The 26,996-nt window shown below is 38.0% G+C and carries 22 protein-coding genes and 1 pseudogene; 14 read left to right on the top strand and 9 right to left on the bottom strand.

Annotated elements, in window-relative coordinates:
- Window positions 1–59 precede the first annotated feature (59 nt).
- On the bottom strand, window positions 60–1,049 hold the full coding sequence (locus tag ACI6PS_RS06955; protein WP_421011828.1) for a ribonucleotide-diphosphate reductase subunit beta: 990 nt from the start codon (window positions 1,047–1,049) through the stop codon (window positions 60–62).
- Window positions 1,050–1,316: 267 nt separating this feature from the next.
- A complete protein-coding gene (locus ACI6PS_RS06950; protein WP_421011827.1) occupies window positions 1,317–1,883 on the bottom strand; it encodes a DUF3109 family protein in 567 nt (188 codons plus the stop codon).
- A 171-nt stretch (window positions 1,884–2,054) separates the two neighbouring features.
- Between ACI6PS_RS06950 and ACI6PS_RS06945 the strand changes: the two genes are divergently transcribed.
- Genes ACI6PS_RS06945 through ACI6PS_RS06935 form a run of 3 tightly spaced genes read left to right on the top strand, consistent with a single transcriptional unit; the run spans window position 2,055 to window position 3,482 of the window.
- Window positions 2,055–2,630, top strand: coding sequence for a MarC family protein (locus ACI6PS_RS06945; RefSeq protein ID WP_421011826.1), 576 nt, complete (start codon window positions 2,055–2,057; stop codon window positions 2,628–2,630).
- Between the two features lie 40 nt (window positions 2,631–2,670).
- Entirely contained in the window at window positions 2,671–2,871 is a 201-nt protein-coding gene (locus ACI6PS_RS06940; protein ID WP_421011825.1) for a hypothetical protein, read from the top strand.
- Window positions 2,872–2,873: 2 nt separating this feature from the next.
- Window positions 2,874–3,482 (top strand): FAD-dependent oxidoreductase, encoded by a 609-nt coding sequence (locus tag ACI6PS_RS06935; protein WP_421011824.1) that lies wholly within the window; start codon window positions 2,874–2,876, stop codon window positions 3,480–3,482.
- A gap of 130 nt (window positions 3,483–3,612) precedes the next feature.
- Here the strand turns inward: ACI6PS_RS06935 and ACI6PS_RS06930 are convergent, their stop codons facing one another.
- The 3 genes from ACI6PS_RS06930 to ACI6PS_RS06920 form a co-directional block, all read right to left on the bottom strand.
- A complete protein-coding gene (locus tag ACI6PS_RS06930; RefSeq protein ID WP_421011823.1) occupies window positions 3,613–5,184 on the bottom strand; it encodes a S41 family peptidase in 1,572 nt (523 codons plus the stop codon).
- Window positions 5,185–5,616 carry a deoxycytidylate deaminase gene (locus ACI6PS_RS06925; protein ID WP_421011822.1) on the bottom strand — a complete coding sequence of 144 codons (432 nt, stop codon included), beginning with the start codon at window positions 5,614–5,616 and terminating at the stop codon, window positions 5,185–5,187.
- Between the two features lie 146 nt (window positions 5,617–5,762).
- On the bottom strand, window positions 5,763–6,353 hold the full coding sequence (locus ACI6PS_RS06920; protein ID WP_421011821.1) for a HupE/UreJ family protein: 591 nt from the start codon (window positions 6,351–6,353) through the stop codon (window positions 5,763–5,765).
- Between the two features lie 173 nt (window positions 6,354–6,526).
- On the opposite strand from ACI6PS_RS06920, the gene ACI6PS_RS06915 reads away from it, so the two are divergent.
- Window positions 6,527–6,958, top strand: coding sequence for a TerB family tellurite resistance protein (locus ACI6PS_RS06915; RefSeq protein ID WP_421011820.1), 432 nt, complete (start codon window positions 6,527–6,529; stop codon window positions 6,956–6,958).
- Between the two features lie 118 nt (window positions 6,959–7,076).
- On the opposite strand, the gene fbp is transcribed toward ACI6PS_RS06915, so the two are convergent.
- Entirely contained in the window at window positions 7,077–8,096 is a 1,020-nt protein-coding gene (gene fbp, locus ACI6PS_RS06910; RefSeq protein ID WP_421011819.1) for a class 1 fructose-bisphosphatase, read from the bottom strand.
- Window positions 8,097–8,205: 109 nt separating this feature from the next.
- Here fbp and ACI6PS_RS06905 point away from each other — a divergent pair, with 109 nt between their 5' ends.
- The 6 genes from ACI6PS_RS06905 (at window position 8,206) to ACI6PS_RS06880 (ending at window position 14,599) form a co-directional block, all read left to right on the top strand.
- Window positions 8,206–8,685: a GNAT family N-acetyltransferase gene (locus ACI6PS_RS06905; protein ID WP_421011818.1), complete on the top strand. Its 480-nt coding sequence runs from the start codon at window positions 8,206–8,208 to the stop codon at window positions 8,683–8,685.
- Window positions 8,686–8,716: 31 nt separating this feature from the next.
- Window positions 8,717–9,973 (top strand): aspartate kinase, encoded by a 1,257-nt coding sequence (locus tag ACI6PS_RS06900; RefSeq protein WP_421011817.1) that lies wholly within the window; start codon window positions 8,717–8,719, stop codon window positions 9,971–9,973.
- 112 nt (window positions 9,974–10,085) lie between these two features.
- The gene (locus ACI6PS_RS06895; RefSeq protein ID WP_421011816.1) at window positions 10,086–10,292 is read left to right on the top strand and encodes an addiction module protein; all 207 of its coding nucleotides are present in this window, start codon (window positions 10,086–10,088) and stop codon (window positions 10,290–10,292) included.
- On the top strand, window positions 10,289–10,582 hold the full coding sequence (locus ACI6PS_RS06890) for a type II toxin-antitoxin system RelE/ParE family toxin (protein ID WP_421011815.1): 294 nt from the start codon (window positions 10,289–10,291) through the stop codon (window positions 10,580–10,582). The genes ACI6PS_RS06895 and ACI6PS_RS06890 overlap by 4 nt, the downstream gene beginning before the upstream one ends.
- Before the next feature lie 79 nt (window positions 10,583–10,661).
- Complete coding sequence (locus tag ACI6PS_RS06885) at window positions 10,662–14,066, top strand: hypothetical protein (RefSeq protein ID WP_421011814.1); 3,405 nt, start codon at window positions 10,662–10,664, stop codon at window positions 14,064–14,066.
- A 242-nt stretch (window positions 14,067–14,308) separates the two neighbouring features.
- Window positions 14,309–14,599: a PID-CTERM protein-sorting domain-containing protein gene (locus ACI6PS_RS06880; RefSeq protein ID WP_421011813.1), complete on the top strand. Its 291-nt coding sequence runs from the start codon at window positions 14,309–14,311 to the stop codon at window positions 14,597–14,599.
- An 87-nt stretch (window positions 14,600–14,686) separates the two neighbouring features.
- Here the strand turns inward: ACI6PS_RS06880 and ACI6PS_RS06875 are convergent, their stop codons facing one another.
- The 3 genes from ACI6PS_RS06875 to ACI6PS_RS06865 all read right to left on the bottom strand — a co-directional run bounded on the left by ACI6PS_RS06875 (window position 14,687) and on the right by ACI6PS_RS06865 (window position 18,238).
- The gene (locus tag ACI6PS_RS06875) at window positions 14,687–16,240 is read right to left on the bottom strand and encodes an aldehyde dehydrogenase family protein (RefSeq protein ID WP_421011812.1); all 1,554 of its coding nucleotides are present in this window, start codon (window positions 16,238–16,240) and stop codon (window positions 14,687–14,689) included.
- A 236-nt stretch (window positions 16,241–16,476) separates the two neighbouring features.
- Entirely contained in the window at window positions 16,477–17,016 is a 540-nt protein-coding gene (locus tag ACI6PS_RS06870) for a 3-hydroxyanthranilate 3,4-dioxygenase (protein ID WP_421011811.1), read from the bottom strand.
- Between the two features lie 121 nt (window positions 17,017–17,137).
- The gene (locus ACI6PS_RS06865) at window positions 17,138–18,238 is read right to left on the bottom strand and encodes an endonuclease/exonuclease/phosphatase family protein (RefSeq protein ID WP_421011810.1); all 1,101 of its coding nucleotides are present in this window, start codon (window positions 18,236–18,238) and stop codon (window positions 17,138–17,140) included.
- 134 nt (window positions 18,239–18,372) lie between these two features.
- Here ACI6PS_RS06865 and ACI6PS_RS06860 point away from each other — a divergent pair, with 134 nt between their 5' ends.
- From ACI6PS_RS06860 to ACI6PS_RS06845, 4 genes and pseudogenes are all read left to right on the top strand, one after another.
- Complete coding sequence (locus tag ACI6PS_RS06860; RefSeq protein ID WP_421011809.1) at window positions 18,373–21,183, top strand: carboxypeptidase regulatory-like domain-containing protein; 2,811 nt, start codon at window positions 18,373–18,375, stop codon at window positions 21,181–21,183.
- 28 nt (window positions 21,184–21,211) lie between these two features.
- On the top strand, window positions 21,212–22,600 hold the full coding sequence (locus ACI6PS_RS06855; RefSeq protein WP_421011808.1) for a DUF5689 domain-containing protein: 1,389 nt from the start codon (window positions 21,212–21,214) through the stop codon (window positions 22,598–22,600).
- 156 nt (window positions 22,601–22,756) lie between these two features.
- Window positions 22,757–26,059 carry a hypothetical protein gene (locus tag ACI6PS_RS06850; protein ID WP_421011807.1) on the top strand — a complete coding sequence of 1,101 codons (3,303 nt, stop codon included), beginning with the start codon at window positions 22,757–22,759 and terminating at the stop codon, window positions 26,057–26,059.
- Between the two features lie 9 nt (window positions 26,060–26,068).
- Window positions 26,069–26,863: pseudogene (locus ACI6PS_RS06845) on the top strand (DUF6443 domain-containing protein); the annotation flags it as partial.
- Window positions 26,864–26,996: the final 133 nt, after the last annotated feature.

Genomic DNA, 26,996 nt, shown 5'->3' with positions numbered 1-26,996 from the left:
AAGTTGTCCTAAACTTTGATTTACTAATTTGATTTTGGCTTTAGCCTAAAGGCGAAAATTTAAAAATCGGCGTCGAAGCTAATTTTTTGGCTGTCGGAATCATTTGCAGTTCCGCTGTTCATAACACCCGCTTTTTGGTATTCAGAAACTCTTTTTTCAAAGAAATTGGTTTTTCCTTGAAGCGAAATCATGTCCATAAAATCGAACGGATTTGAAGAATTGTAAACCCTTGCACAACCCAATTCTACTAAAAGTCTATCGGTTACGAATTCCAAATATTGCGTCATTAATTTTGCATTCATTCCGATAAGACTCACCGGAAGCGACTCGGTGATGAATTCTCTTTCGATATCTAGAGCTTGAACCAAAATCTCAGTGATTCTTGCTTTTGGCACTTTGTTTATCAAATGGTGATTGTGCAAGTGCACCGCGAAATCACAGTGAACACCTTCGTCACGGGAAATTAATTCGTTTGAAAAGGTCAATCCCGGCATCAAGCCGCGTTTTTTCAACCAATATATCGAACAGAAAGCTCCTGAGAAGAAAATCCCTTCCACTGCGGCAAAAGCAATCAATCTTTCGGCAAACGAATCTGAATCGATCCATTTCAAAGCCCAATCCGCTTTCTTACGAATTGCTGGAAACACTTCCAATGCATGAAACAATTGGTCTTTTTCGGTTTCGTCTTTTACATAAGTATCAATCAAAAGCGAATAGGTTTCGCTATGGATGTTCTCCATCATGATCTGGAAACCGTAGAAGAATTTAGCTTCGGCATATTGCACTTCATTTACAAAGTTTTCAGCCAAATTTTCATTTACAATACCATCCGAAGCAGCAAAAAATGCAAGGATGTGTTTTACAAAATAACGTTCATCGTCGCTAAGTTTATTGTTCCAATCGTTCAAGTCTTGATGAAGATCAATTTCTTCTGCTGTCCAAAAACTAGCTTCCATTTTCTTATACCATTCCCAAATATCGTGGTGTTTGATAGGAAAAATTACGAAACGATCTTTATTCTCTTGTAAAATTGGTTCTATTGATGACATATCGGACTGACTTTTATGGTATTATAAAGGTTAATTTCTGACTCAAAGTATGATACAAAGATTGCGATTTCTTGTGGAAAAACTAAGTCAAACTTATCCACAATTTAGAATAGTTTTTAACAACGCCCGAAAACATTGATGTTTAGAAGCCAAAGGATTTAAATATCTGAAAATAAATATTTTACACTTAAATAAAATTACCTGATGACCTATAAAATAAAGGATTTTTGCTCTGAAAAAAATTAATTTTTCAGTTTTTTTAAAGGATTATTTCTTAAGTTCAGAAGCCACTTTTTCAAGTTCAGCATACCAATCTTCACCGAATCTTCGGAGCAATGCTTCCTTCACAAATTTATAAACCGGAACTTCCAATTCCTTGCCTAAAGAACAGGCATCATCGCAGATATCCCAACGGTCATAATTCACCGCTGCAAATTCACTGAAATCCTTCACACGGATAGGATACAAATGACACGAAACTGGTTTTTTCCAATCAACCAAGCCTTGATTATAGGCTTGTTCTATACCGCAGAGCGCGGTTTTTCCATCAAAAATAACGTAGGCACAATCTTTTTCGTCGATCAGAGGGGTTTCCAAAGTTCCATCCGTACCCACAACCCAAGTTCCTTGCGCTTCGATTGCCGCAATTCCTTCTTTTCGAAGAAATGGCTTTACTTTTGGATAGATTGCCTCCATTATTTTTGTCTCTTCTTCAGAAAGAGGAGCTCCAGCATCACCATCCACACAACACGCACCTTTGCAAGCCGAAAGGTTGCACACAAATTCTTTTTCTAAAATGTCTTCCGAGACAATTGTTTTTCCTAGTTGAAACATGCTACAAAGATACGATTTGAATTGAGATTTAAGATTCTAGAATTAAGATTTAAGATTTAAAGCCTCAATAATCTCATTTTCAACCCTTAAACTTGCTTAAAAATTAACTAATAGTTGGCAATCTTCTTTGCAAAATAAAATACTTTTGCGGTCTGAAAAAACCCCTCTCTTATGAACTTTGATTTCAAAGAAATGATTACTGTTGGAATGGTATTATTCGCAGTAATCGATATCATCGGAAGTATTCCAATTATCATTGATTTAAGATCAAAACACGGTCATATTGAATCCGAAAAAGCTTCGCTTGTAGCAGGAATCATCATGATTGTTTTTCTTTTTGTTGGAGAAGAAATCCTGAAACTTATTGGTATTGACGTAAACTCATTTGCTGTAGCAGGTTCATTTGTGTTGTTTTTTCTGGCGTTGGAAATGATTCTCGGCATCAGAATCTATAAAGACGAAGAAGCCAGTTCAGCTTCAATTGTTCCGATTGCCTTTCCTTTGATTGCCGGAGCTGGAACGATGACAACCTTGTTATCCTTGAGAGCTCAATTCCAAACCGTAAACATCATCGTTGGAATTCTATTGAACATCGTTTTGGTCTATGCAGTATTGAAATCTTCTTCCAAAATCGAGAAAATGCTGGGCAAGAATGGCTTAGGTGTTATCCGAAAAACCTTCGGTGTGGTACTTTTAGCAATCGCTGTTAAATTATTTGCATCTAATGTTAAAGCACTGTTCATTTAGATTAAAAAATATTAATTTCACTTCCTATAAAATTTTATAAATGAAAATTTTCACTTCCATATTAATAGTTTTGGCCTTGGCTCTAATTATTTTCAACATCACACTACTTGACTTTGATAGCTTATTCACAGGAGATAGTTTGGTTGGATTGATAGGAATTGCAGCTTCATTTTGTGCTGTTTTCATTCTACTTATCTTCAGAATGTCGAAAATGATTGAAGAGAAAACAAAAAACAATTAAAAATGTTTGATGTTTTAATTATTGGTGGTGGCGTTTCGGGAATTTCGTGTGCTTTGGTTTTGGGTTCAGCCTATAAAAAACCTTTTGCAAGCGATAAAAAAATCGGAATCTTCACCCATCAAAAAAGTTCCAATCTTCAAGAAGCCTTATTCAACAATGCCTACGGAATTCCGGCAGGTAAATTAGGTTCTGAATTATTGACCGAAAGCATCGAACATTTATCAGAAGCATATCCTCATATCGAGCAAATTCCGAACGAAAAAGTCCTCAAGATTGAAGGAGAATTTCCTGATTTTTTGGTTACGACCAATAAAAATTCCTACCGTACTCAGAATATTGTGGTTGCGATAAACGCTTCGAACACCTTTGCCATCGAAGGCTTGATGCAATATGTGGAACCGCATAGGAAAGCAATTCCAGAGAAAAATCGTATCCAATTAAAAAATACCGACCACAAAGTTGCCGAAGGTATTTACGTTGCAGGAACTTTAGCAGGTTGGAGAAGTCAGCTTTCCATTGCTTCGGGAAGTGGAGCTTCGGTTGCCACCGATATTCTCACTTTGTGGAATAATGGAACACATTCTCAAGCTCACGATAGTATCAAAAAATAGCACTGTAATAAATAGATTTCAGATTTTTGTAATTGATAAGAAAAATAAACTTTATTTTTTGCCACGAATTACACCAATTAACACGAATAAATTTGCGCTAATTGGTGTAATTCGTGGCAAAAAAACAAACCTATTTCTTCAAAACCGCTTTAATCATCACATCTTCTTTCAGGATAATTTCGAAATACTTCTGTTCTCCAAAAAGCTGTCCGGCGAATTCAGCCGTGATGTATCTTTTTACTAATTCCTTGTTTTTTTCCAGGTTTAAATCGATTTCATTTCTTTTGAGATAGGCTCTGAAATTATTGAAATACAAATCCGTTTTTTCTACTTTAGCAAGCAGTTGCTCAAAAGTCAAGTCTTTAAATGATTTCCTGTCTTTATCCAATTGTTCGAAAACAAAATTTCCAACCATTGGCGATTGCATCACATAGGCAATGCTTTCTTCACCGTGTTTTACTTCAAAAGGCACAAAAACATCCGGAACGATTCCACCACCGCCATAGACAATCTTGCCTTTTGGCGTTTTGAATTTTAAGGTATCGGCTAGTTTTATACTGTCTTTTGAATACAATTCTCCAGTTTCAAAACGATGTCCGAATTCCTTGAAATAATCCTCATTTCCTTTTCCGTATGATTTTTGAATCGAACGGCCGGTTGGTGTATAATAACGTGCCACCGTCAAGCGAACCGCCGAACCATCTCCAAAATCCATTTCGCGTTGTACCAATCCTTTCCCAAAGGAACGTCTTCCAACAATCGTAGCTCGGTCGTTATCCTGCAAAGCTCCTGCTAAGATTTCACTCGCTGAAGCGGAATTTTCGTTGATCAAAACAAAAACATTTCCAGTTTCAAAAATTCCTTTTTCGGAAGCAAAAGTCTTGTCGATTCTTCCTTTTTTGTTTTTGGTGAAAACAATCAATTGGTCTTTTTTCAAGAAATCGTCGGCAATTTCTACTGCTTTTTCAAGATAGCCTCCGCCGTTGTCACGAACATCGATGACCAATGTTTTTGCTCCTTGTTTTTTCAGCGTAAGCAAACCTTTCTTGAATTCTGCATAAGTAGTTTCGGCAAAGCGATTGATTTTGATGTACCCTGTCGTCTTATCCAACATCAACGCCACATCTACGCTTTTAATCGGAACTACATCGCGTTTTACAGTAACATTGAATTTCTTATTCAGCATTTTCCGGTAAACGGTCAATTGCACTTCTGAACCAGCATTCCCTTTTAGCTTTGAAAATAATGTGTCCTGAGGAATTTTCTTTCCGAATAATTTATCCTTCCCAGCAAATAAAATCCTGTCGCCTGCTTGGATTCCGGCTTTTGCCGAAGGTCCATTTTCAATAGGTTTGATGACGGCAATCGTATCTCCAACCATGTAAAAATGAATCCCGATGCCAACGAAATCACCTCTCATACTTTGGGAAACCTCTTCCATTTCTTCTTGGGCAATATACACCGAATGTGGGTCGAGCTTTTCAAGAATGTTATTGACGGTGAGGTTTACGATAGAATCAGTATCGACACTATCGACGTATTCATTGTCAATAAAATCGATGAGTTTGTTGAGCTTGTTTTTATGGTTGTTGGCCGAGGAAAAATTCCCTGGAGCAGGAAAATTAAGCATCGTACCCAAGACAACACCAACTGCTAAGGTTGCAAAAAATAGTATGGGGAAATATTTTTTGTTGCTTTTCATTTAGATTTCTGAATCGGGGATGTGGACTACGTCTACCCCTGCTTTGATTAAAAATTGAATTCCAGAATCGTCCTTATAGCCATTTTGATAGACTACTCTTTTTATTCCTGATTGATGGATAAGCTTACTGCATTCCTTACAAGGCGAAAGCGTGATGTACAAGCTCGCTCCTTCACAGGATTGCGTCGAACGCGCTACCTTTAATATCGCATTTGCTTCTGCGTGAAGTACGTGCCAATGCGTGAGGTTGTTTTCGTCTTCGCAACAGTTGTCAAAACCTGTTGGCGTTCCGTTATAGCCATCGGAAATTATCATTCGGTCTTTTACGATGATGGCTCCGACTTTTTTTCGTTGGCAGTAGGACAAAAGGCTCCATTCTTTTGCGATTCGAAGGTAGGCTTTGTCGTATTTATTGCGTTTGTTCTCGTTCATTTCGTTTACAAATATTCAAATGGTTTCCCTTTTAGCCCTGATGGTAGTGGAAATCCTTTTTGTTCTGGTGTTCAGAACAAAAAGATTGGAACGGACAGCAGGAAAATGGATTACAAAAGTACGGAAAGGTTTCGCTTCGGAAACTATTAATTCCAAATTTCGCTTTCTATTAACATCGGGATGATGACGCCAATGATGATGGACGAAACGATGAGAATCCAGTCGCGTTTTGAGTTTCGGAATAAGTTCTGCACGATGAAGGAAAGTACCAGCACGATTAGGACAACGATGATTTGTGCGATTTCGATTCCTAGGGCAAATTCCAATAAAGGAAGCATCTTATCGCCCCTTGAACCTGGAAGAATGGACTTGAAATAGTTGGAAAAGCCCAATCCGTGGATGATTCCGAAGAATAAGGTGATGAATCCCGTCACGCTGATGCTGTCTTTTTTGGCTGACTTTCCGGAAGTGAAAAGGTTGTAAACGGCGGTGCAAAGGATGGTTATAGGAATAAGAAATTCCACCAAGCTTGCTTTTATGGTTACGATTTCGAAAACGGAAAGGAACAAGGCCAAGGTGTGTCCGAGTGTGAAAACCGAAACGAGAATCAATACTTTTTTCCAATCCTTGAAGGCATACGGAACGGTTAGCGCTACTAGAAAAAGGATATGGTCATAGGCATTGATGTCTAGAACATGTCGCAGGCCTATTTCGAGATATATCATAAATTCTGACATACTGATGGTATTTTAAAGTTCTTTTGGGGAAGTCAAACTTACAATTTATTTTATTAATAATGCATTTGAAAATATATAACGCAAGGATTTGCATTTGACGCATAAAACTTTTGAATTTTTGTCAATAAATTTTGAAATAGATTTATATTTGCAGGATATTTAAAACATCAATTATGTCATTTGCAGAATTATTTGATAGCGGATTTAAAAACAGAAATAAAGGTCATTTTTCTTCTATCGTGAGAGTGGCGATGGAAAACGGACACTTGAGCGAGGAAGAGAGACATTTCTTGGACAAATTGGCCAAAGAATTGGAGATTTCTACTGAAGAATATGCTGAAATCATGGAGAATCCTTTGAAATATCCAATCAACCCTCCTTACTTGCATACGCACAGAATCGAGCGTTTGTATGATTTATCGAGAATGGTTTATGCAGACCACGTTCTAGGACCAAAACAAAAAGAGATCTTGACGCGTTTTGCATTGGCATTAGGTTTTACGCCAGGAAACGTTCATTATATTGTAGATAAAGCGTTATCTTTATTGGTATTGAATGTTGATTTGGATACGTTCCTTTTCGAGATGCAACACATGAATAAATAAAAGTTGCTGAGTTGCTAAGCTAAAAAGTAACTGAGTTATAAAAACCATTAAGGTAGCAAGAAAATTAAGCGTGACTTAATAAACTTACTACCTTAATGGTTTTTTATTTGATGAAATTCTAGTATTTGCTCAGCTTTGCCTTCATCATAAAATCTTCTGCCTTTTCTACCATGTTCAAGCTTCCACAGAAAAAAGGCACACGTTGGTGCAATTCTGTTGGTTGAATTTCCATAATTCGTCCGAAACCGTCTGAAGCTTTTCCTCCTGCTTGTTCGGCAATAAAAGCCATTGGGTTACATTCGTATAGCAAACGCAATTTTCCTTTTTGTGCTTTCGAACTTGTTGGATAAATATAAATTCCGCCTTTAATCATATTTCTATGAATGTCCGACACCAAACTTCCGATGTAGCGTGACGTATAAGGTCGGTCGCCTTCTTCGGTCTGGCAATATTTGATGTAATCTTTTACGCCTTGCGGAAAATGAATATAATTTCCTTCGTTGATGGAATAGATGTTTCCGTCTTCCTTGAATTTCATATTTGGATGTGACAGATAGAACGTTCCAATCGCTGGGTTCAACGTAAATCCGTTCACGCCGTGTCCGGTTGTGTATACCAACATTGTTGATGTTCCGTAAATTACATATCCCGCAGCAACTTGAGCTGTTCCCGGCTGTAGAAAATCCTCCAAAGTTACCGGAGTTCCGATAGGTGTAATTCTTCTAAAAACTGAAAAAATAGTCCCGACAGAAACGTTCACATCGATGTTTGAAGAACCGTCAAGCGGATCCATCAAGACAACATATTTATTATTATGTCCGCTGTCCAAACCTTCAACGGTAATAAAATCGTCGTTTTCTTCGGAAGCAATTCCGCAGACAATTTCTCTATTGATAAGCGTCTGAATAAAAACCTCATTCGCATAAACGTCCAGTTTCTGTTGGTCTTCGCCTTGAATGTTCTGTTCTCCAGCGGCACCAATTATATCCACTAATCCGGCTTTGTTTACCTTATAATTAACGACTTTTGCCGCCAATCGGATGGAATTGATGATTTTTGATAATTCTCCCGACGAGTACTGATGGTCTTTTTGTTTTTCGATGATAAACTCACCGAGTGTTTTGTTGCGTTCTTCCATTGCGAAACCGTTGTAGTTATGTGGTACAAATATCGTTTTTTTTGTGAAAATGGAACCATTTTTATCGGATAGTTTCCCTTAATTGTATATTTGCTCAAATTATTTCCCAATGAACATCCGAAAAGGTCAAAAGGAGGATATGCCTTCGGTTTTAAATCTGATAAAAGAACTGGCCGTTTTCGAGAAAGAGCCTGATGCAGTTGTCATTACCGTCGAAGATTTGGAAATCGATGGGTTTTCTGAAAATCCCTTATTCCACACTTTTGTTGCCGAAGTGAATGACGAAATTGTAGGCATCGCCCTTTATTATTACCGCTATTCAACATGGAAAGGAAAGACCATCCACCTGGAAGATTTGATCGTAAACGAAAAGATGCGTGGCAGCGGCGTTGGATTTGCTCTTTATTCTAAAATCATACAACAAGGAAAGAAAGAAAACGTTCGAAGAATTGAATGGAACGTCCTAGATTGGAACACACCAGCAATCGATTTCTACGAAAAATCAGGAGCAAAAGTGTTTGATGATTGGCGTATCGCCCAAATGGACGACAAGGGAATTGAAGAATTCTTGGATAGAAATTCTAAATAATAATTTATTTTTTTAATCTTTTAATATCAGAATGAGAGTATTCAAATTTGGAGGTGCCTCTGTAAAAGATGCGGCCGGAGTAAGAAACGTTTATGACGTTCTTCAAAAAGTGGGTTATGAGGATGTGTTGCTTGTGGTTTCTGCAATGGGAAAAACCACCAATGCACTCGAAGTGGTAATCAAGAATTATTTCGAAAAGTCGAAGGAATTGCAGGCCTCTGTTCAGGAAGTCAAGAAGTACCACAACGAGATCATGATGGACCTTTTTGAAGACGAGAAGCACCTTGTGTTTAAGAACGTGACGACGCTTTTTGCCGAATTGGAATATTTTCTTAACCATAATAAATCGCCGAATTACAATTTTGTTTACGACCAGATTGTGAGTTTCGGAGAGCTTATTTCTACTACAATTTTGAGTCATTACATGAATTACAAAGACATCAAAACCAACTGGATTGATGTACGCGACTTCATCAAAACCGACAGCAACTACCGTGATGCCGGAGTAGATTGGGATTTGACCCAGCAAAACATCTCCAAAAACGTAAAGCGAAAAATACTGAACGTGACGCAGGGATTCTTAGGTTCTGATGAAAACAATTTCACCACCACTTTAGGCCGTGAAGGGTCGGATTATACTGCCGCCATCTTCGCCTATTGCTTGAATGCCGAAAGCGTAACGATCTGGAAGGACGTTCCGGGCGTGATGAATGCCGACCCGCGTTATTTTGAAAATGCAACGCTTTTGAACCAGATTTCCTATCGTGAGGCAATCGAGTTGGCGTTTTATGGCGCGACGGTGATCCACCCGAAAACCTTGCAACCCTTGCAAAGAAAGGAAATTCCACTTTATGTAAAATCGTTCATCAATCCGGTTTTGCCGGGAACAAGCGTGAGCAAGGGTGCCGATCTAGAGCCACATCTACCTTGTTTTATCGTAAAAAGAGAGCAACTTTTGATCTCGCTTTCGTCCATCGATTTCTCGTTTATAATGGAAGAAAACATCAGCGAAATTTTTGCCCTCCTGCACCAATACAAGATGAAAGTGAGCTTGATTCAGAATTCGGCCATCAGCTTCTCTGTTTGTATCGAGGACAAGTTTGGCAATTTCAACGAATTGAAAAATATCCTTTCGAAGAAATTCAAGGTGTCCTATAACGACAATGTTTCGCTCTACACCATTCGTCATTTTGACGAAAAGGCTTCGCAGATGGTGGAACAAAACAAAAATGTGCTGTTGAAGCAAGTGAGCCGTGAGACAATGCAAATTGTTACCAAGGAAGTATAACTTACGATAATATACAAACATTTATTTTTCAATTTAAGCAATATGAACTGAGAAATGGATGTTTGTACATTGAAATCTATTCATAAATTATTACTTTTATAAAAAAATAACGATGAAAATCAAAGATTTATCCAAATACAGTAATGCAGAAAAAATTGTTCTGGCAGAACAATTATGGGATAGTGTTTCAAAAAAAGATCTTGATATTTCAGATGAAGTTAAAAAAGAACTTGATTATCGAATTCAAAAATTAGAAGAAGGCAAGTCCGAATTATACACCTGGGAAGAAGTGAAAAATCACTTGAAATCTGTTCGATGAACAATATTCAATTCACAAAAGATGCGCTTCTTGACATTGAAGATATTGTGATTTGGTATGAAGAACAAAGAGAAGGTCTTTCGTATGATTTCGAATTGTGCCTAGAAGCAGGAATAGCTGAAATTTCACGAAGCCCTTCAGCTTTTCAAAAAAGATATAAACATGTAAAAATCAGGTTTATTTCACGTTTCCCATATGGCATTCACTATTTAATTAAGAAAAACGAAATCTTCATTATTGGGATATTCCACACTTCACGTTCCCCTAAAAATTGGTCCAAAAGATTGTAATTTGGTTTTGGTTAAAACTTAAAAAAGCTTTTTCTAGCCAAAAACGTACTACTTTTGATGTATTGGCGTTATATCCATTATGCTTAAAAAACTTCTTTTTTGTCTTGCAATCGGTTTCCTTTCGGGCATGAACGCTCAGGAAATCAATTCGCCCTACAAGATGAGGAAGATTTTGCCCTCGCGCGACACCATAAAACTCGATAGCGTGAGCATCAACCCCAGTTTTTTCAAGCTAATCGACCAGGCCGGGATTGCCGTTGACACTTCTTTTTATAAAATTAATTTCCAGAAGGGAACTTTGGTGTTCAACGAAAATTATACCCCCTCCGACACCTTAATAGTGCGCTTCCTGAAACTACCCGACTACCTCACCAAGGAATACAGCATCTACGACAAAAGCCGTGTGGTGAGCAACAATGCTTCGGGCAATTTATTCAAGGTTTCGCGCGACCCTGCCAAGCGCTTTGTGCCTTTTGACGGATTGACGACCTCAGGGAGCATCACGCGCGGCGTTACCGTCGGGAACAACCAGAATGCAGTAGTGAACTCAGCTTTGGATTTGCAGATTACCGGGAAAATTTCCGATAAGGTAAGTCTTCGGGCTTCTATCCAAGACACTAATATTCCGTTGCAGGAAGGTGGTTATTCGCAAAAGCTCGACGAATTCGACCAAATTTTCATTGAGCTTTTCAGCGACAAATGGAGCATCCGTGCCGGTGATTTGTTTTTGGAGAACCGACAGTCTAAATTTTTAAATTTCAATAAAAAAGTACAAGGCCTTTCGGCGAATTTCACCTTCGGAAACAAGGAAGCCAAGACCAATGTGTTCGCCTCGGCCGCGCTGGTTCGTGGGCAATATGCCAAAAGTACGTTTGTAGGTCAGGAAGGCAATCAGGGTCCGTACAAACTTCGAGGTCCAAACGGAGAATTGTTTATCCTTGTTATTTCAGGTTCCGAGCGGGTTTATGTGAATGGAATTTTGTTGAAACGTGGCGAAAACAACGATTACATCATTGATTATAATGCCGGCGAAATCATCTTTACCTCGCTTTTTCCGATTACGTCGGAGATGCGAATCAACATCGAATATCAATTTTCTGATAGAAATTATACCCGATTTGTGACCTACGCCGGGGCGGTACACGAACGCAAGGATTGGAGCATCGGTGGTTTTTTATACTCCGAAAATGATGTAAAAAATCAACCGCTTCAGCAAAATTTATCGCCCGAACAGGCTCAGATTTTAGTCAACGCCGGCGACAATCCCAATTTGATGACGGCTCCTTCGGCCTATGTCGATTCGTATTCAGAAAATAAGATACTCTACCGTAAAACCTTCCTTAATGGTGTGGAAATTTTTGAAGCTTCGACCAATCCGGAGGAAGAATTATACAACGTAAGGTTTTCGCTCGTGGGGGCAAAGATGGGGAATTATCAACTGCAAACCGTTACGGGAGCGGGGCGTGTTTACCAATATATCGCTCCCGATAATGGCGTTCCGCAAGGCGATTATGAACCGATTAGCCGACTGGTTCCGCCAACGAAAATCCAGATTGCTACGGTTTTGGGGAAATACAATCCTTCGGAAAAGACCAATGTCGATTTTGAATTTGGATTGAGCAATAACGATCTCAATCTGTTTTCTTCGATTGACGATGAAGATAATCAGGGCGTTGCCGGAAAAATCAACGTAAAGCAACAGCTGTTTTCAAAGAAATGGAAAGTCGATGCTTTCGCAAATTATCAATTTGTACAGAAGGAATTCAAAACCATCGAGCGTTTGTTTACGATTGAATTCGACCGTGATTGGAATTTGAACAACCCAACAGGCAACCAAAGCCTGCTGATTTCGGGGGCTTCTTTTATCCTTCCGGAGAATGGGCAAATGACCTATCAGTTTGAAAAGCTCGACTTCTCCGACAGTTTTTCGGGGAGCCGTCACGTGTTCAATGCTAATTTTAAGTTGAAAAACTGGAGCTTTCAAAACAACGGAAGCTATTTGCAAAGCGATGGAACGTTGGCAACTTCTAAATTCTTGCGCAACCAGACACAGACTCGTTATCATTTCCAGAAAAACTGGATTGGCGGAACGTTGCGACTGGAAAACAATCAGGAAAAGACCAAAGCGACTAATACTTTTTCGGCTTTAAGCCAAAAATTTACCGAGTATGGCGCTTTTATCGGAAGAGGCGATTCTACGAAAGTATATGTTGAATTGGGTTATTTGAACCGCACGAATGACAGTTTGCAGGACGGCTTCCTGAAACGCGTAAATACTTCTAATTCCTATTATTTGAAGTCAAAATTAATTCAGAACGATAAGAGCGATTTATCGGTTTATGTCAACTATAGGACATTGAAATACGAAGACAAGACTAGAGAAGATGAGCCTTCGTTGAACTCAAGATTGCTTTACAACGATCGTTTTTTTAATCAATTGATACAGATAACAACTGCCTATGAAACTACTTCGGGACGAATTGCTCAACAGGAATTTTCGTATCTGGAAGTAGAACCCGGCCAGGGAGTTTATATGTGGAACGACTACAACAGCAATGGCATTCAGGAGTTGGAAGAGTTTGAAATTGCACCGTTTCCCGATCAGGCAAAATACATCAGGATTTATTTGCCGAATCAAGTTTTCTTGAGGACGCATCAGAATAAGTTTTCGCAATCGGTGACTTTAAATCCTACACATTGGCAAAATGAAAAGGGCTTTAAAAAATTCCTGTCGTATTTCTACAATCAAACTTCCTATTTAACGGAAAGAAAGATAGAGCGCAACGGAAGTGATTTTGATTTTAATCCTTTTAGTTCGAACGACACTCACTTATTGGGATTGAATTCAAGCTTCCGAAACAGTTTGTTTTACAACCGCGGAAAGCAGAAACATTCCATTACCTATACTTACTTGACCAATCGTGTTCGGAATTTATTGTCGGTTGGTTCTCAGGAAAACACGAACAAGTCGCACCAGATGCAATATGCACATTTGCTTCAAAAAAGCTGGCTGTTTGGTTTGGCCGGAAAAACTATTGAAACGAAACTTTCATCAGAGAATTATGGTTCCAAGAACTTTGAACTGGAAGGCTATCAGTTCGCACCAAAAGTTTCCTATTTGTTTTCTAAAAGCACAAGTTGGGACCTCTTCTATGAATATCAGAATAAAGAAAACAGAATTGGCGACTCTGAAACCTTAAAACAGCAACGTTTTGGAACGTCGTTTACGTATGCGAGTGAAAAACAATTTACAATGAATGGCGAAGTTTCCTTGTATCAGAATAAATTCAATGGAAATGAATTATCGCCGGTTGCCTATCAAATGCTGGAAGGACTCCAGGCGGGGGAAAACTTGACTTGGCGTTTGTTGGTTCAAAAAAATTTGACGCAATATTTGGACATTAACATCAACTATCAAGGAAGAAAAAGCGAAACCAGCAAGGCCATTCATACCGGTAACATACAGCTCAGGGCATTTTTCTAAATTTTGTTGTAAGAATTTTAAGAAAACATTTGGTTTTTCAGTACATTATCTATTACTTTTACACCCGATAAGCGGAAACTATACCCCCATTTTTACCGTATTTACTATTTATTACTGAGTTATTAGCTAATTGTTAATTAATGTTTGATAGCCTATTGTGTTTGTTATCAATTCAATAATAATTTCAAAAAAGTTTTGACTGATAATTTTTTTTTTTACTTTTACGCCCTATTAAATCAGAGATGAAGAAATATATTGTACTGTTTGTGTGTTTATTTGGCCTTAATGTTGGTTTTGCTCAACCGGGAGGTCCGCCAAATGCTTGCCCTTGTTGTGATGAATTATTAGCAAATCCAGAAGAGGGCCCCACTCCAAGTGAAGAAGCAGATTACACTGCTTGCATAAATGCGTGCAACGCTGGCGAAAGTCCATGTGCTCCAATAGATTCAGGCATTTTACTATTGTTAGCTTTAGGAACATCACTAGGAGTATATAAAGTATATAAAAACAAAAAAAGACAATTAGAAAATTAATTCTAATTGTCTTTTTTTGGAGTCCTATTTTAGGATTCTTTAAAATATAAAACCTGCAAGATTTAAAGCCTTGCAGGTTTTTTTATACTACAAATCAAACTTGATTCCTTGTGCCAATGGCAAACTTGTCGTGTAGTTGATTGTATTGGTTTGTCTTCTCATGTAGATTTTCCAAGCATCAGAACCTGACTCTCTACCTCCTCCGGTTTCTTTTTCTCCACCAAAAGCACCACCAATTTCAGCACCAGAAGTTCCGATATTTACGTTAGCAATTCCACAATCTGAACCTTGAACTGAAAGGAAATATTCTGCTTCACGCAAATTGTTGGTCATAATAGCAGATGAAAGTCCTTGTGCTACTCCGTTTTGTAGATCCAAAGCATTTTCTACACCACCAGAATATTTCAATAGGTATAAAACTGGAGCAAAAGTTTCGTGTTGTACAATTTCGAATGAATTATCAGCTTCTGCAATTGCAGGTTTTACGTAGCATCCGCTTTCGTAACCTTCTCCTGAAAGAACACCGCCTTCAACTAAAATCTTACCACCTTCTGCAACTACTTTGTCCAAAGCTTTATTGTACATTTCAACAGCGTGTGTGTCGATTAGTGGTCCAACATGATTGTTTTGGTCCAAAGGATTTCCGATTCTCAATTGTTTGTAAGCCGAAACGATTGCATCTTTCACTTTATCATAAATACTGTCGTGGATAATCAAACGACGCGTTGAAGTACATCTTTGTCCTGCAGTTCCTACCGCTCCAAAAACAGCTCCAATAACCGTCATTTTAATATCTGCGTCTGGCGTAACGATGATAGCGTTGTTTCCACCCAATTCCAATAATGATTTACCCAAACGTCCTGCAACGGCTTGCGCCACGATTTTACCCATTCTGGTAGAACCTGTCGCAGAAACCAATGGCACTCTTTTATCAGCCGTCATCAATTCTCCAATTTTGTAATCTCCGTTGATCAAGCAAGAAATTCCTTCTGGAAGATTGTTTTCTTTCAAAACCTCTGCAATGATGTTCTGACACGCCACTCCGCAAAGCGGTGTTTTTTCAGATGGCTTCCAGATGCAAACATCACCTGCAATCCATGCTAGAGCCGTATTCCAAGACCAAACCGCTACCGGAAAGTTAAAAGCTGAAATGATTCCAACCACTCCAAGCGGGTGGTATTGTTCGTACATCCTGTGTCCTGGACGCTCAGAATGCATCGTCAAACCGTGCAACTGACGTGAAAGTCCAACTGCAAAATCACAGATGTCGATCATTTCCTGCACTTCTCCTAAACCTTCTTGCAAAGATTTTCCCATCTCATACGAAACCAATTTCCCAAGAGCTTCTTTCTTTTGACGCAATTTTTCTCCAAATTGACGCACGATTTCTCCTCTTTGCGGAGCTGGCATCAAACGGAATGTTTTGAAGGCTTCGGTTGCGCTTTGCATCGCTTTTTCGTAATCTGCTGGAGTAGAAGTTTTTACTTTTCCAATTAATTTCCCATCAACTGGTGAAAAACTTTCCAAAAGTTCTCCGTTAGAAAACCAGCTGTTTCCTGTTGAAGTTCCTTCGTTAATGTCTTTAATCCCTAATTCTTTCAAGGCTTCGGTCATGCCGAACTGTTCTGCTATTGTTGCCATTTATAACGTTTTTACTGTAGATTGTATTATTTTTTTGCGAAGTTAGGATTTTTGATGCAATCCTGCCAATTAAAAATACATTTTTGACAATATGTTTTTGTTAATTGATATAAAAAACTTCCTTTTTCTTTTAATATATTGTAGATGATGTTGGACAAAAAAAACAACCGCAAATTCGCAGATTATTATTTTTTTTTAATTTGCGAATTTGCGGTTTCTTATAAACTTTGAAACACTTACTTTTTAAGTAAATATCTCGAATCGGTTTCCATCACGGTTCCGCATTTGTCGCAGGTTCTAAGATGCTCAGAATTATAGAAATGCTGGAAATGAGGAAGGAAATCCTTCTCAATATCTTTCAACTCAAAATAAACTTCATGAAGCTTGTGGTTACAGTTGTCGCAAAACCAAAGCAATCCATCTGTAAAGCCTAAACCTGCACGCTTTCTTTCGATTACCAATCCGATTGAATTTTCTGAACGAACAGGAGAATGTGGCGTTTTGGCAGGGTGCAGATACATATCGCCGGCTGTCAGTTCCATTTCTTTCCGTTCTCCATTCTCCTGAACGATGACCTTTATGTTGCCTTCGAGTTGGTAAAACAATTCCTCGGTTTCGTTGTAATGATAGTCTTTTCGGGCATTTGGCCCTGCAACCACCATTACGATATAATCTTGTGAATCTACATATATATTTTTGTTTCCAACGGGTGGTTTTAGGAGATGACGGTTTTCATCGATCCATTTATTGAGGTTGAAGGGTTTTGAAAGTGGCATAGGTTTTATTTTAAAGCTAATTTAAGCAAAAAACAGCATACTCAGAATGACAAAAAAAACCGCAAATTCGCAAATCATTTTTAATTTGCGAATTTGCGGTAAAGTTCATTTGAGTTTCTTCCTATTTTATTTCTTTAATCAGATAAATGTAAACTGGAAAGTGATCGCTGAATCCTGGTTCACTAGAGCTGTTTCTTAAAGGATATCCTTTATATTGTCCGCTTGGTGTAATCAAAAATTGCTTGTTATAAATTCCTGCTTTCCAATAACGCAATGAGGAATAATCATCTCTGATTAAAGGCTCAGAAACCATGATTTGATCGAAAATATCACCTGAATCCCTATAGAATAAAGTTGCGTGACCATCTTTTGCCATTTGCTCAAAAGGGTTATAAATTCCGAATTTTTGAACTTCAGATTTTTTCAATTTTGCTCCGATTCCTTCTTTTACACTTTTATTGTAGCTTCCGTCATTCAAATCTCCCATCGTGATGATTTTTGCATCTGGATTGATTTTAAACAAAGAGTCCATTATTTTTCTATTTAGCTTTCCAGCAGCTTCTCTATAAGGACTACTTCTTTTTTCTCCTCCTGAACGAGATGGCCAGTGGTTTACAATAACATGGATTTCCTCTCCTTCAAGGATTCCTGTCACCAATAATTGATCACGAGTGTAAACTCTTTTACTGGTTGGATCAACTTCTGGCTTTTTTACATCGTCCGCTTCATCGTATTTATCATTTTTAACCTCTTTCAACTGGTCCTTATAGATGTAAAGTGGAATATTCTTATAACTTGTTGGTTTGAAGAATTTCTTTTGATAAAGGAAACCTACATCGATTCCCCTTGCATCTGGTGAATCGAAATGAACAATTCCATAATCTTTACTGGCTAACAGAGGGCTTTTTACCAAATCTTCAAGAACTCCTCTGTTTTCAACCTCACATACTCCAATAATAGTTGGAGATTCTTTTTGTTGATCGTTTGTTCCAATTCCTGGAATAACTTTACCTAAATTATTTAACTTTTTCTTATACTTGGCAGAAGTCCAGCCGCTACTTGGAAGATATTCTTGATCGAAATTTGGCCCTTTGATGGTGTCAAAAAGATTTTCAACATTATAAAATGCAATAGTATGCACTTTATATTTTTTTTCCTGTGCATTGGCTGTAATTATTGACAATAGTGCAACAAAAACAGTCAGTAAATTCTTAATTCTCATATCTAGCATATTAATTTATCGTCAAGTTTAACACAAACTTGGGAGCAAAAGTAAATAATATTAATTAATAATGTAACTTTGACGCCGTTAAGAAATAATTATTTTAACAAAACGGATTAATATTAAATTTATTTATGAAAAAACTTGTAATTAGTATTCTGTTTGTGATGCAAGTGGTTTTTGTATGGGCACAGGACAAACCTACCGGTATCACTGGGAAAGTTGTTGATTCTAAGACGCAAAAACCTTTGGAAAATGTAGTCGCAACAATTCAAAACTCGACATCTACGAAGATGACAAATTCAGAAGGTATTTTTGTTTTTGAAAATGTAGCTGTTGGAAATCAGTTGTTGGAAATAACCAGTAGTGGTTATTCGCGACAAATTTTAGCAATCGAAGTTAGCCCAGGTGCAACTTTGGATTTGGGTATTATTGTTTTGGAAGAAGACATCACTTCTGAGCAACAATTAAGCTTAATTACCATTACCGAAAGTGATTTAGGTGATGACAATAGTGGTTCTGAGAGTACAGCTGGACTATTACAAGCCACAAGAGATGTATTCAACCAAGCAGCTGCCTTCAACTGGGGACAAGCTCGTTTTAGAATCAGAGGTTTGGACAATGAGTATGGAAGAACCATGATTAATGGTGTTCCAATGGATAAGATTTATGATGGACGTCCACAATGGGGTAACTGGGGAGGATTGAATGATGCTACTAGAAATCAAGAATTTACAAACGGTTCTGCTCCTTCTGATTATACTTTCGGAGGTCCTTTAGGAACACAAGAAATCAACACTAGGGCTTCAATTTACAGACCTGGAACAAGAATTTCATTCTCTGGAACGAATACAAACTACAACTGGAGAGCAATGGCTACTCATGCTTCTGGCATGGACAAAAACGGATGGGCTTATGTAATTTCTGCGTCAAGAAGATGGGCTGTTGAAGGATATTTTGAAGGAACAGACTACAGTGCGAATTCTTTCTTTGCAAGTGTTGAAAAGAAAATAAACGATAGCCATAGTTTAAACTTTACTGCAATTTATGCTCAAAACAGCAGAGGAAAAAATTCTCCTAATACAAAAGAGATTAACGACTTGGCTGGTATCAAATACAACTCTTACTGGGGTTGGCAAGATGGTAAAAAGAGAAATTCAAGAGACAAAGATGTTGAAGAACCAATCTTTATCTTGAGCCATTACTGGAAAATCAACGAGAAAACAAATTTAAACACTAATGCTTCATACCAATTTGGTTCGATAGGTAATAGTCGTTTTGATTTTAATGGAGCTAGCAATCCAGACCCAACTTATTACAGAAAACTACCAAGTTATTACACCACAAAGCATGATGATTTTGGTGATTATATAGGGAATTCACCACAAAATTTATTAAACGCCGATCTTTCCAGAACAACGTTTTTAAATAACAAACAAATAAACTGGAATGCTATCTACGACGCTAACGTAAATAATGGTGGTGAATCTACAACCATTTTGTATGAAGACAGAACAGATGACAAACTATTTACAGCAAACAGCATCTTAAACACTCAATTATCGGATAACATCATCTTGAATGCTGGTGCTACATATAGAAAGCTTAGATCTGAAAACTTCCAAAATGTATTGGATTTATTAGGAGGACAGTATTATAAAGATGTCGATCAATTCTTTTCAGGAGATCAATCGCAACCTAACCTTTTGACTCCAAATAGAACCGTTGTTGAAGGTGATCGTTACGGTTATAACTATATTTTGCATGCAGATGTTTTCCAAGCATTTACACAATTCAAATTCTCTTACGATAAGTTTGACTTCTATTTAGCGCAAAACTTCTCTAAATCGGTTTACCAAAGAGAAGGTTTGTACCAAAATGGTATCTACCCAACTAATTCCCTTGGAAAAAGCGACAAAGCAAAATTTGAAAACTTCGGTTTCAAAGGAGGTTTGACTTATAAAATTACAGGACGTCATTTCCTAGATTTCAACGCTCTTTATATGAACAGCGCTCCTACGATGCGTAACACGTTCCCGAATGCGCGTTTGAACAACAACATCGTAGCGGATATTAAAAGCGAAACGGTACAATCTTTTGATGCAAGTTACATCATCAGAATGCCAAAATTAAAAGCAAGATTGACAGGTTTCTATTCTAAAATCCAAAATGCAACAGATATCGGTTTCTTCTATTCTGAAGGTGTGGGTGTACTCGATGAAAGCGGAGAATTACTTGGTGGTTCCGGAAATGCTTTTGTTGCTGAAATTGTTACAGGTATCAACAGAAAGAACATGGGTGCGGAATTTGGTTTGGAGTATCAAATAACTTCAACTATTAAAGCAACAGGTACTGCCGCTTATGGTCAATATACATTTGATAACAATCCTAATGTAAAACTAAGTGTTGATAACGCACAAAGAGTAATTGATTATGGTCAATCAACTATGAAAGATTACAAGCAAGCGGGTACTCCTCAAAAAGCATATTCTGTTGGTCTTGAATATAGAGATCCTAGATTCTGGTGGGTTGGCTTAAATGCAAATTACTTGGATGATACTTATATTGATGTTTCTCCGTTATTAAGAACCAGTAACTTCTATAAAAATGTAGATGACCCACAAGGATTACCATTCTATGGTGCTACTGAAGAAGAAGGAAGAAAGTTATTGAAACAGGAAAAATTTGATCCAATCCGATTGGTGAACTTAACAGGAGGTAAATCTTGGAGGGTGAGCGCAAAAAACAGAAACACTGTTGGTTTCTTTGCGTCTATCAACAACGTATTCGATGTAGATTACGTTACAGGTGGATTTGAACAAGCAAGAAACGCGAACTTCAAAGAAATCAAACAAGACATGCAAGGACCTGCACGTTCTTTTGGACCTAAATATTTCTATGGTTATGGAAGAACTTATTTCTTAAATGTATATTTCAACTTTTAATTAAAAAAATTATTTAAATAATATAAATATGAAAACGAATTTTTTAAAATCAATCTTATATGTAGCGTTATCAGCTGGCATCCTTACTAGTTGTGTTAACGACGACGATTATGGAACACCTAATTTGGACAAATTTAACTGTGTAGAAGCTGCTAGTATTACTCCAACTAAGACAATCCAAGAAATTTTTGATATCGCGAATGCGGCCGCTGGATTGCCGGTTAAGTATCCAGATAATGATATCATAACTGCAATTGTAGTATCAGCTGATAAAGGTGGAAATTTCTTTAAAACGATGCACCTACAATCAGAAGATAAAGCTATCGCTCTTACTGCTTTAATTGATATTGAAAACTATTCAGCTGAATACCAATCAGGAAGAAAAGTGTTTATCAATTTGAAAGACCGCTACGTTCAAATCAAAGATGGTGGTTTATTAATTGGAGAATTAGACGGGAACTCTGTTTTCAGAATCGCAAGACCATTAGTATTTCCAACTATTCCAAGAACTTGTGATGATTTGAAAAATGACGATGATTTAGTAACTGGATTAACAATTACTGAAGCAATAGCTTCTAACCTACATTTGAATAAATTAGTAGAATTTACTGGAGTACAATTCCTTACTAGTGCTGTAGGAAAACCTTACCACATTCCAACAAACGGAACTTCTGGAACAAACCATACTATTACCGATGCTACAGGAAAAACAATCATCGTAAGATCTACAAGTTTCTCTAAATATGCAGTTAATTTAGTACCAGGTAACAGTGGTACAATCAGAGGTATATTAACTCGTTTTGGATCTACTTACCAATTTACTCCTAGAACAGAATCGGATATCAAATTGACTGAGGAAAGATTCTACATCAACACACAATTAGGTGGAACTGAAATTGCATACTTAGGAAGCTTTACTGAAAACTTCGAAAGTTATGCTTTAAACAACAGAATTTTCCCTAAATATTTGAATGATTCTTACATTGGAGCTAGATATTGGGAGGTTAAACAATTCCCTCCTAATACAGGTAACAAATACATCCAGATGAGTTCAAATGCTTCAAATGAAGTAAACAAAACATTCTTCTATGTACCTGTAGACATGACGGCGGCCAATACACTTTCATTCAAAACCAAAGATGGATTCAACAACGGTGCAGTATTGAAAGTATGGTATACTACAAACTATACTCCTGGAACTGATATCAGCAATGCAACATTGGTTGACATCACTAGCCAATTCACAATTGCTAGCGGAACCACTACCGGATATGCAGTAAACTTTACTAACAGTGGTGTATATAACATCCCTGCAACAGTAACAGGAAATGGATTCTTCATTTTTGAATATACTGGAAATGGTGCTGGATCTGCACTTACTACAACAATGCAAATCGATGATATTACAGTAAACTAATATCATTTTCAATATTTATTGAAAGACCGTCCTTACAGACGGTCTTTTTTTTGGACTGGAGCTAAACATAAAGAATTTATTAAATCTTTTTTTGTAGAAAAAAGCTTATTTATTAAATATATTTTAAATATTTTTGGAAAACTAAAATCTACGCTCATGAGCAATAAAATATTTGGACTTTGTTTTTATTCATTTATCTTGGTTGTTATATCACTAAAAGGTGTAGCTCAAGATATCCCGTTTGATGCAACGAGTCACATAAAAAGTTACACCGTTTCTCCTCCAGATGTATACAGTTTTGAGAAATACAAGATTAATCCGTTGAATCATTATACAGGGAAGGCGAATGTGAACATCCCCATCTATACTATCAATACGGGAAATATTTCCTATCCCATAAGCTTGAATTATGATACAGGCGGGATTAAGGTAGACCAGCTTGCTTCTAATGTAGGCTTAGGTTGGAATTTATCTAGGACCGTAATTACCCGAACCGTAAACCAGAATAATGATTTCAATAATTTGGGTAACAATAAATATGATAATGCTATCAGCACCTCTGATCCCTACTATTATTCTTATTCTCCCTCAGAACATAGTAAAGAGCTCTCGGCATGGCTGGAAGGTTCGGAAAATGTTGGCTATTTTTTAGCAAAAAGGCGAGGTATTCCTATGTCGGGCAGCAATAAGAATGTAGACCTTCTACCGGACACCTATAATTTCTATACCCACACTTCCTCAATATCCTTTTTTTTCACTGACCCTACCACACCGGTAGAGATCACCCCTAAGGGGACACTGATCAATGCTGTAAGAGGGAAGCAGACTTTTGATACCCACTATGCCTCCATATATCCAATAACAAATAACGCATATCCCACACAAGACTACTATGACTTTCCAACTCAGGATTTTTTTTCGATTACAGTCCTAACCAATGATGGTATAAAGTACATATTCAATGATTACGATCTAAGCGCTACCTTTGATTACACGTCGACCAAGAATTATTTTGCTCCGGCGCAGGTATCGGCTTGGCATATTTCGCAAATAATTGACACCAGCACCGGCAAGTCCATAACATTTGAATACGACACCACCTCCTCCAACCCGTATGAGATGGCAGATGGAATTCCATTAACGGAGGATCAGATGAGGCTTTTAATGAACGGTACACAGGACACCTTTAATTATACGGCATATCCAACGCAAAATGGAAATCTTTCTTGCAATGATTACTATTTTAAGGAAGAATATTATCCCAGAAGTACTAACAGGACAAGGCGTATAGATGTACAATTGAAAAGGCTAAAGTCCATAAGTTTTGACGAAGGTGAAATAAAGTTCTACTACAATGGGGACAGCGCGTCGGTTCCCGATAGCGGAGGTGCCAGGCTCGACATCTATGCTGGAGATTTCCTGACAGGGGTGGAACTTAAGAATAAAAATTCTGACGTTGTCAATTCGTTCCAATTGAGCTATGATTATTTCCAATCCGATTACGGTGTTGGCGAATTCAATGAAAATGGCTATGCAGACTACAGTGATTATCGCTACAAGAGGCTTAAACTGACAGGTTTTCAAGAAAGAGGCAAACCTGCCTATAAATTTACGTATGACGAGTCTGTAAAACTGCCACCAATAAATTCATTTTCTGTAGATTTTCTGGGGTATTTTAATGGTTCTCCAGACGTGCTTAATACTGCTCAAATAGACATTCTAAAACCCAATCCCAAGCTGTATTATTACCCTAACAAATACGAATATTCGCTGCTTCCCTTTCCTGTTGCTGGTACTTCCTACAGCACCATAAACGGTTATTTTGACCGTACAGCTAATAATAATTCCAAGGCATGGACACTCACCAAAATACAGTATCCGACGGGTGGCGAATTGGAGTTCGTATACGAACCCAATACTTTTGAGGTATTTGGAAAAACTATAACCGGAGGAGGAGTCAGGATTGCAAAGCAGTTGCTTAGAGATGGTTATGGAGGGGTGCAGACAGTTGAATACGGTTACAATAAGGGAAATGGCATAAGTTCGGGAAAATTGTCTTCAATACCTTTCTTCGGACATCCCACAAAAAAATTTTTTGATGTCACGAGCACCTCTGATCCTTTTTCATTCACACCACTTGGGACAAGTACAAATGTTGTCGATTGGAAACTATTTGACAAGAGCAACCTCAATGCAGATATTTCCATAGGTGCCTATATTGGCTATTCCAGAATTACTGAAAAGGAAGTTGGAAACGGCTACAAGGAATTTAAATTCACCTCCAACGAGGAGCCCGATAATAGAAATTTAATCCAGAGGACCAACGAAGGTTATGTGACTCAAACTACTACCGTTTCAAACACTTATAACTGTAGCATGGCTAATTTTCTAATATTGAACAGTGGCATAGGAGCAAACATCTTCACCGATAATTCCTATAGGCGCGGTAAGCTTTTGGAGGAAAATATTTTTTCGGAAGCTGGTGGATGGGTACAAAAGACACACTTTACGTATGCGGATTATACAAATGGCAATTATCAGTTTTCGCAACCAATAAACAGGCCTGTACAATCGTATTCTGTAGAGAACAATGTAGTGCATTTACTTACAGCATTCAAGTACATCAAGGCGAGTAATTATCTTCCGAGCCAAAAGACTGTAACCTCATTTGACGGAAGCAATGAATACCAGATAGTTGAAAATTATACCTACACCGATTATGGAATGGTGAAGACCAAAGCCTTGACTGACAATGGTGGCGTAGATATACAGAAGACCACTTTTTATTATCCCAAGGATGTTGTCAGTACAAACAGCCTTCCAGGCGGTATACTGACTTTTGCTGAGCTAACCTCATTACTAGCAATGAAGAATGCATCGCACAACTATATATCAGTGCCCTTACAAGTTGATCAGCATAAAAATACTACTTTAAAATATAGGTCTCGTAAACTCTTTACACGTCACGCTGCTTTCGATAGGATACTTCCATCGACCTCACATATTGCTTTTGGTGATAATCCTTTGCAACTAGATTTTGAATTCCACCGATATGATCTTCTCGTTTCCAAGCCTTTTGAAATCTCCCAAAAGTCAGGGCCAAAGACAGTACTTATCTGGGGCTACAACAAGACCAAATTAATTGCGAAGATTGAGAATCTAGTATACAACAGAGATATTCTATCATCAATCATTATCGATCTTCAAGCGCTATCTGATATTGAATATACTAAAGAGACCGAAGAAAATCTCAGAGTGGCCCTTAACAATCTCAGAAGCATTTTTCCCGACAGCCTAGTTACAACCTATACGTATGATCCTTTGGTTGGTGTCAAGAGCATAACCGATGCGCGCGGTAAGTGCATCTTTTACACTTATGATTCTTTCAACCGCCTGAAGTTTGTCAAGGACAACGACGGTAATGTTTTGTCGAGCAAAGATTACAATTACAAACAATAAGATAGCCACATGAGAATCATATTTTCCTTCCTCCTAGTATTCCCTTTTGTTGTTTTAGGCCAAAGCCCGGACAAGAATTACATCAGGACCACTGTTTACAATTCGGAATCATCAGGCACCTACAGCGATATGAGCAAGACTTTTAACATGTCCGGGGCCGATGCGCAGTCCTTTTTCAGCAATTATGGACAAGGCACCATCAAGGTTAGCATCATCAATGATGTACTTACAGTAACCTTTAACGTTTCGTTTCCCGGTGGAGCTTATATGGTCGCCCAATCGCCGACCCCATCAATAAACATAAGTGCTCCTATACCTTATCAGGTTCTGGGCAATATGGATTGTGGTCCAAGTTATCCGAACCTTTACAAGGTCAGCATCGGGGGCAATTGCAATTGCCTCAAAATCGAGGAGAACTATTCGGCCCCTGGTGCAACGGCGACATCCTTCATCAAGACCTTCACCGTATCTATTGCAGACCCGGACAATCCCAGCTACACGGCAGATCAGAAGCTTGAACAGATTACTTATTTTGATGGACTTGGAAGACCTGTTCAAGATATCCTGTTGAAGAATTCAGCGACCAAGAAGAATATAGTTTCCCATTATGAATATGACAGCTATGGGCGTACCGAAAGGGAATTCCTACCTTTTTCCTCCAACCAGAACGGTCAGGATTTTGTTGCAGGTGCCTCTACGTTACAATCCGGCTATTACACCCAACACTATGGAGACAATAAGCCCTATCAAGTTTCGGTATTTGAACCTTCACCCCTCAATAGGAAACTGAAGCAGGGAGGTACCGGTACATTGTGGCAACCCAATCCTGATCCAGGTGTTTTAACTGACAGGGTCTCCCGATACGAGTACAGGTTAAATACATTGGAAGAGAATGTGATGTCTTATAAGGCCTCATCCCAATGGAATCCAACTAGAA

It is taken from the genome of Flavobacterium sp. PLA-1-15 (assembly GCF_049060005.1).
Lineage (GTDB): Bacteria > Bacteroidota > Bacteroidia > Flavobacteriales > Flavobacteriaceae > Flavobacterium.
This window is presented reverse-complemented; position numbering and strand designations above follow the sequence as displayed.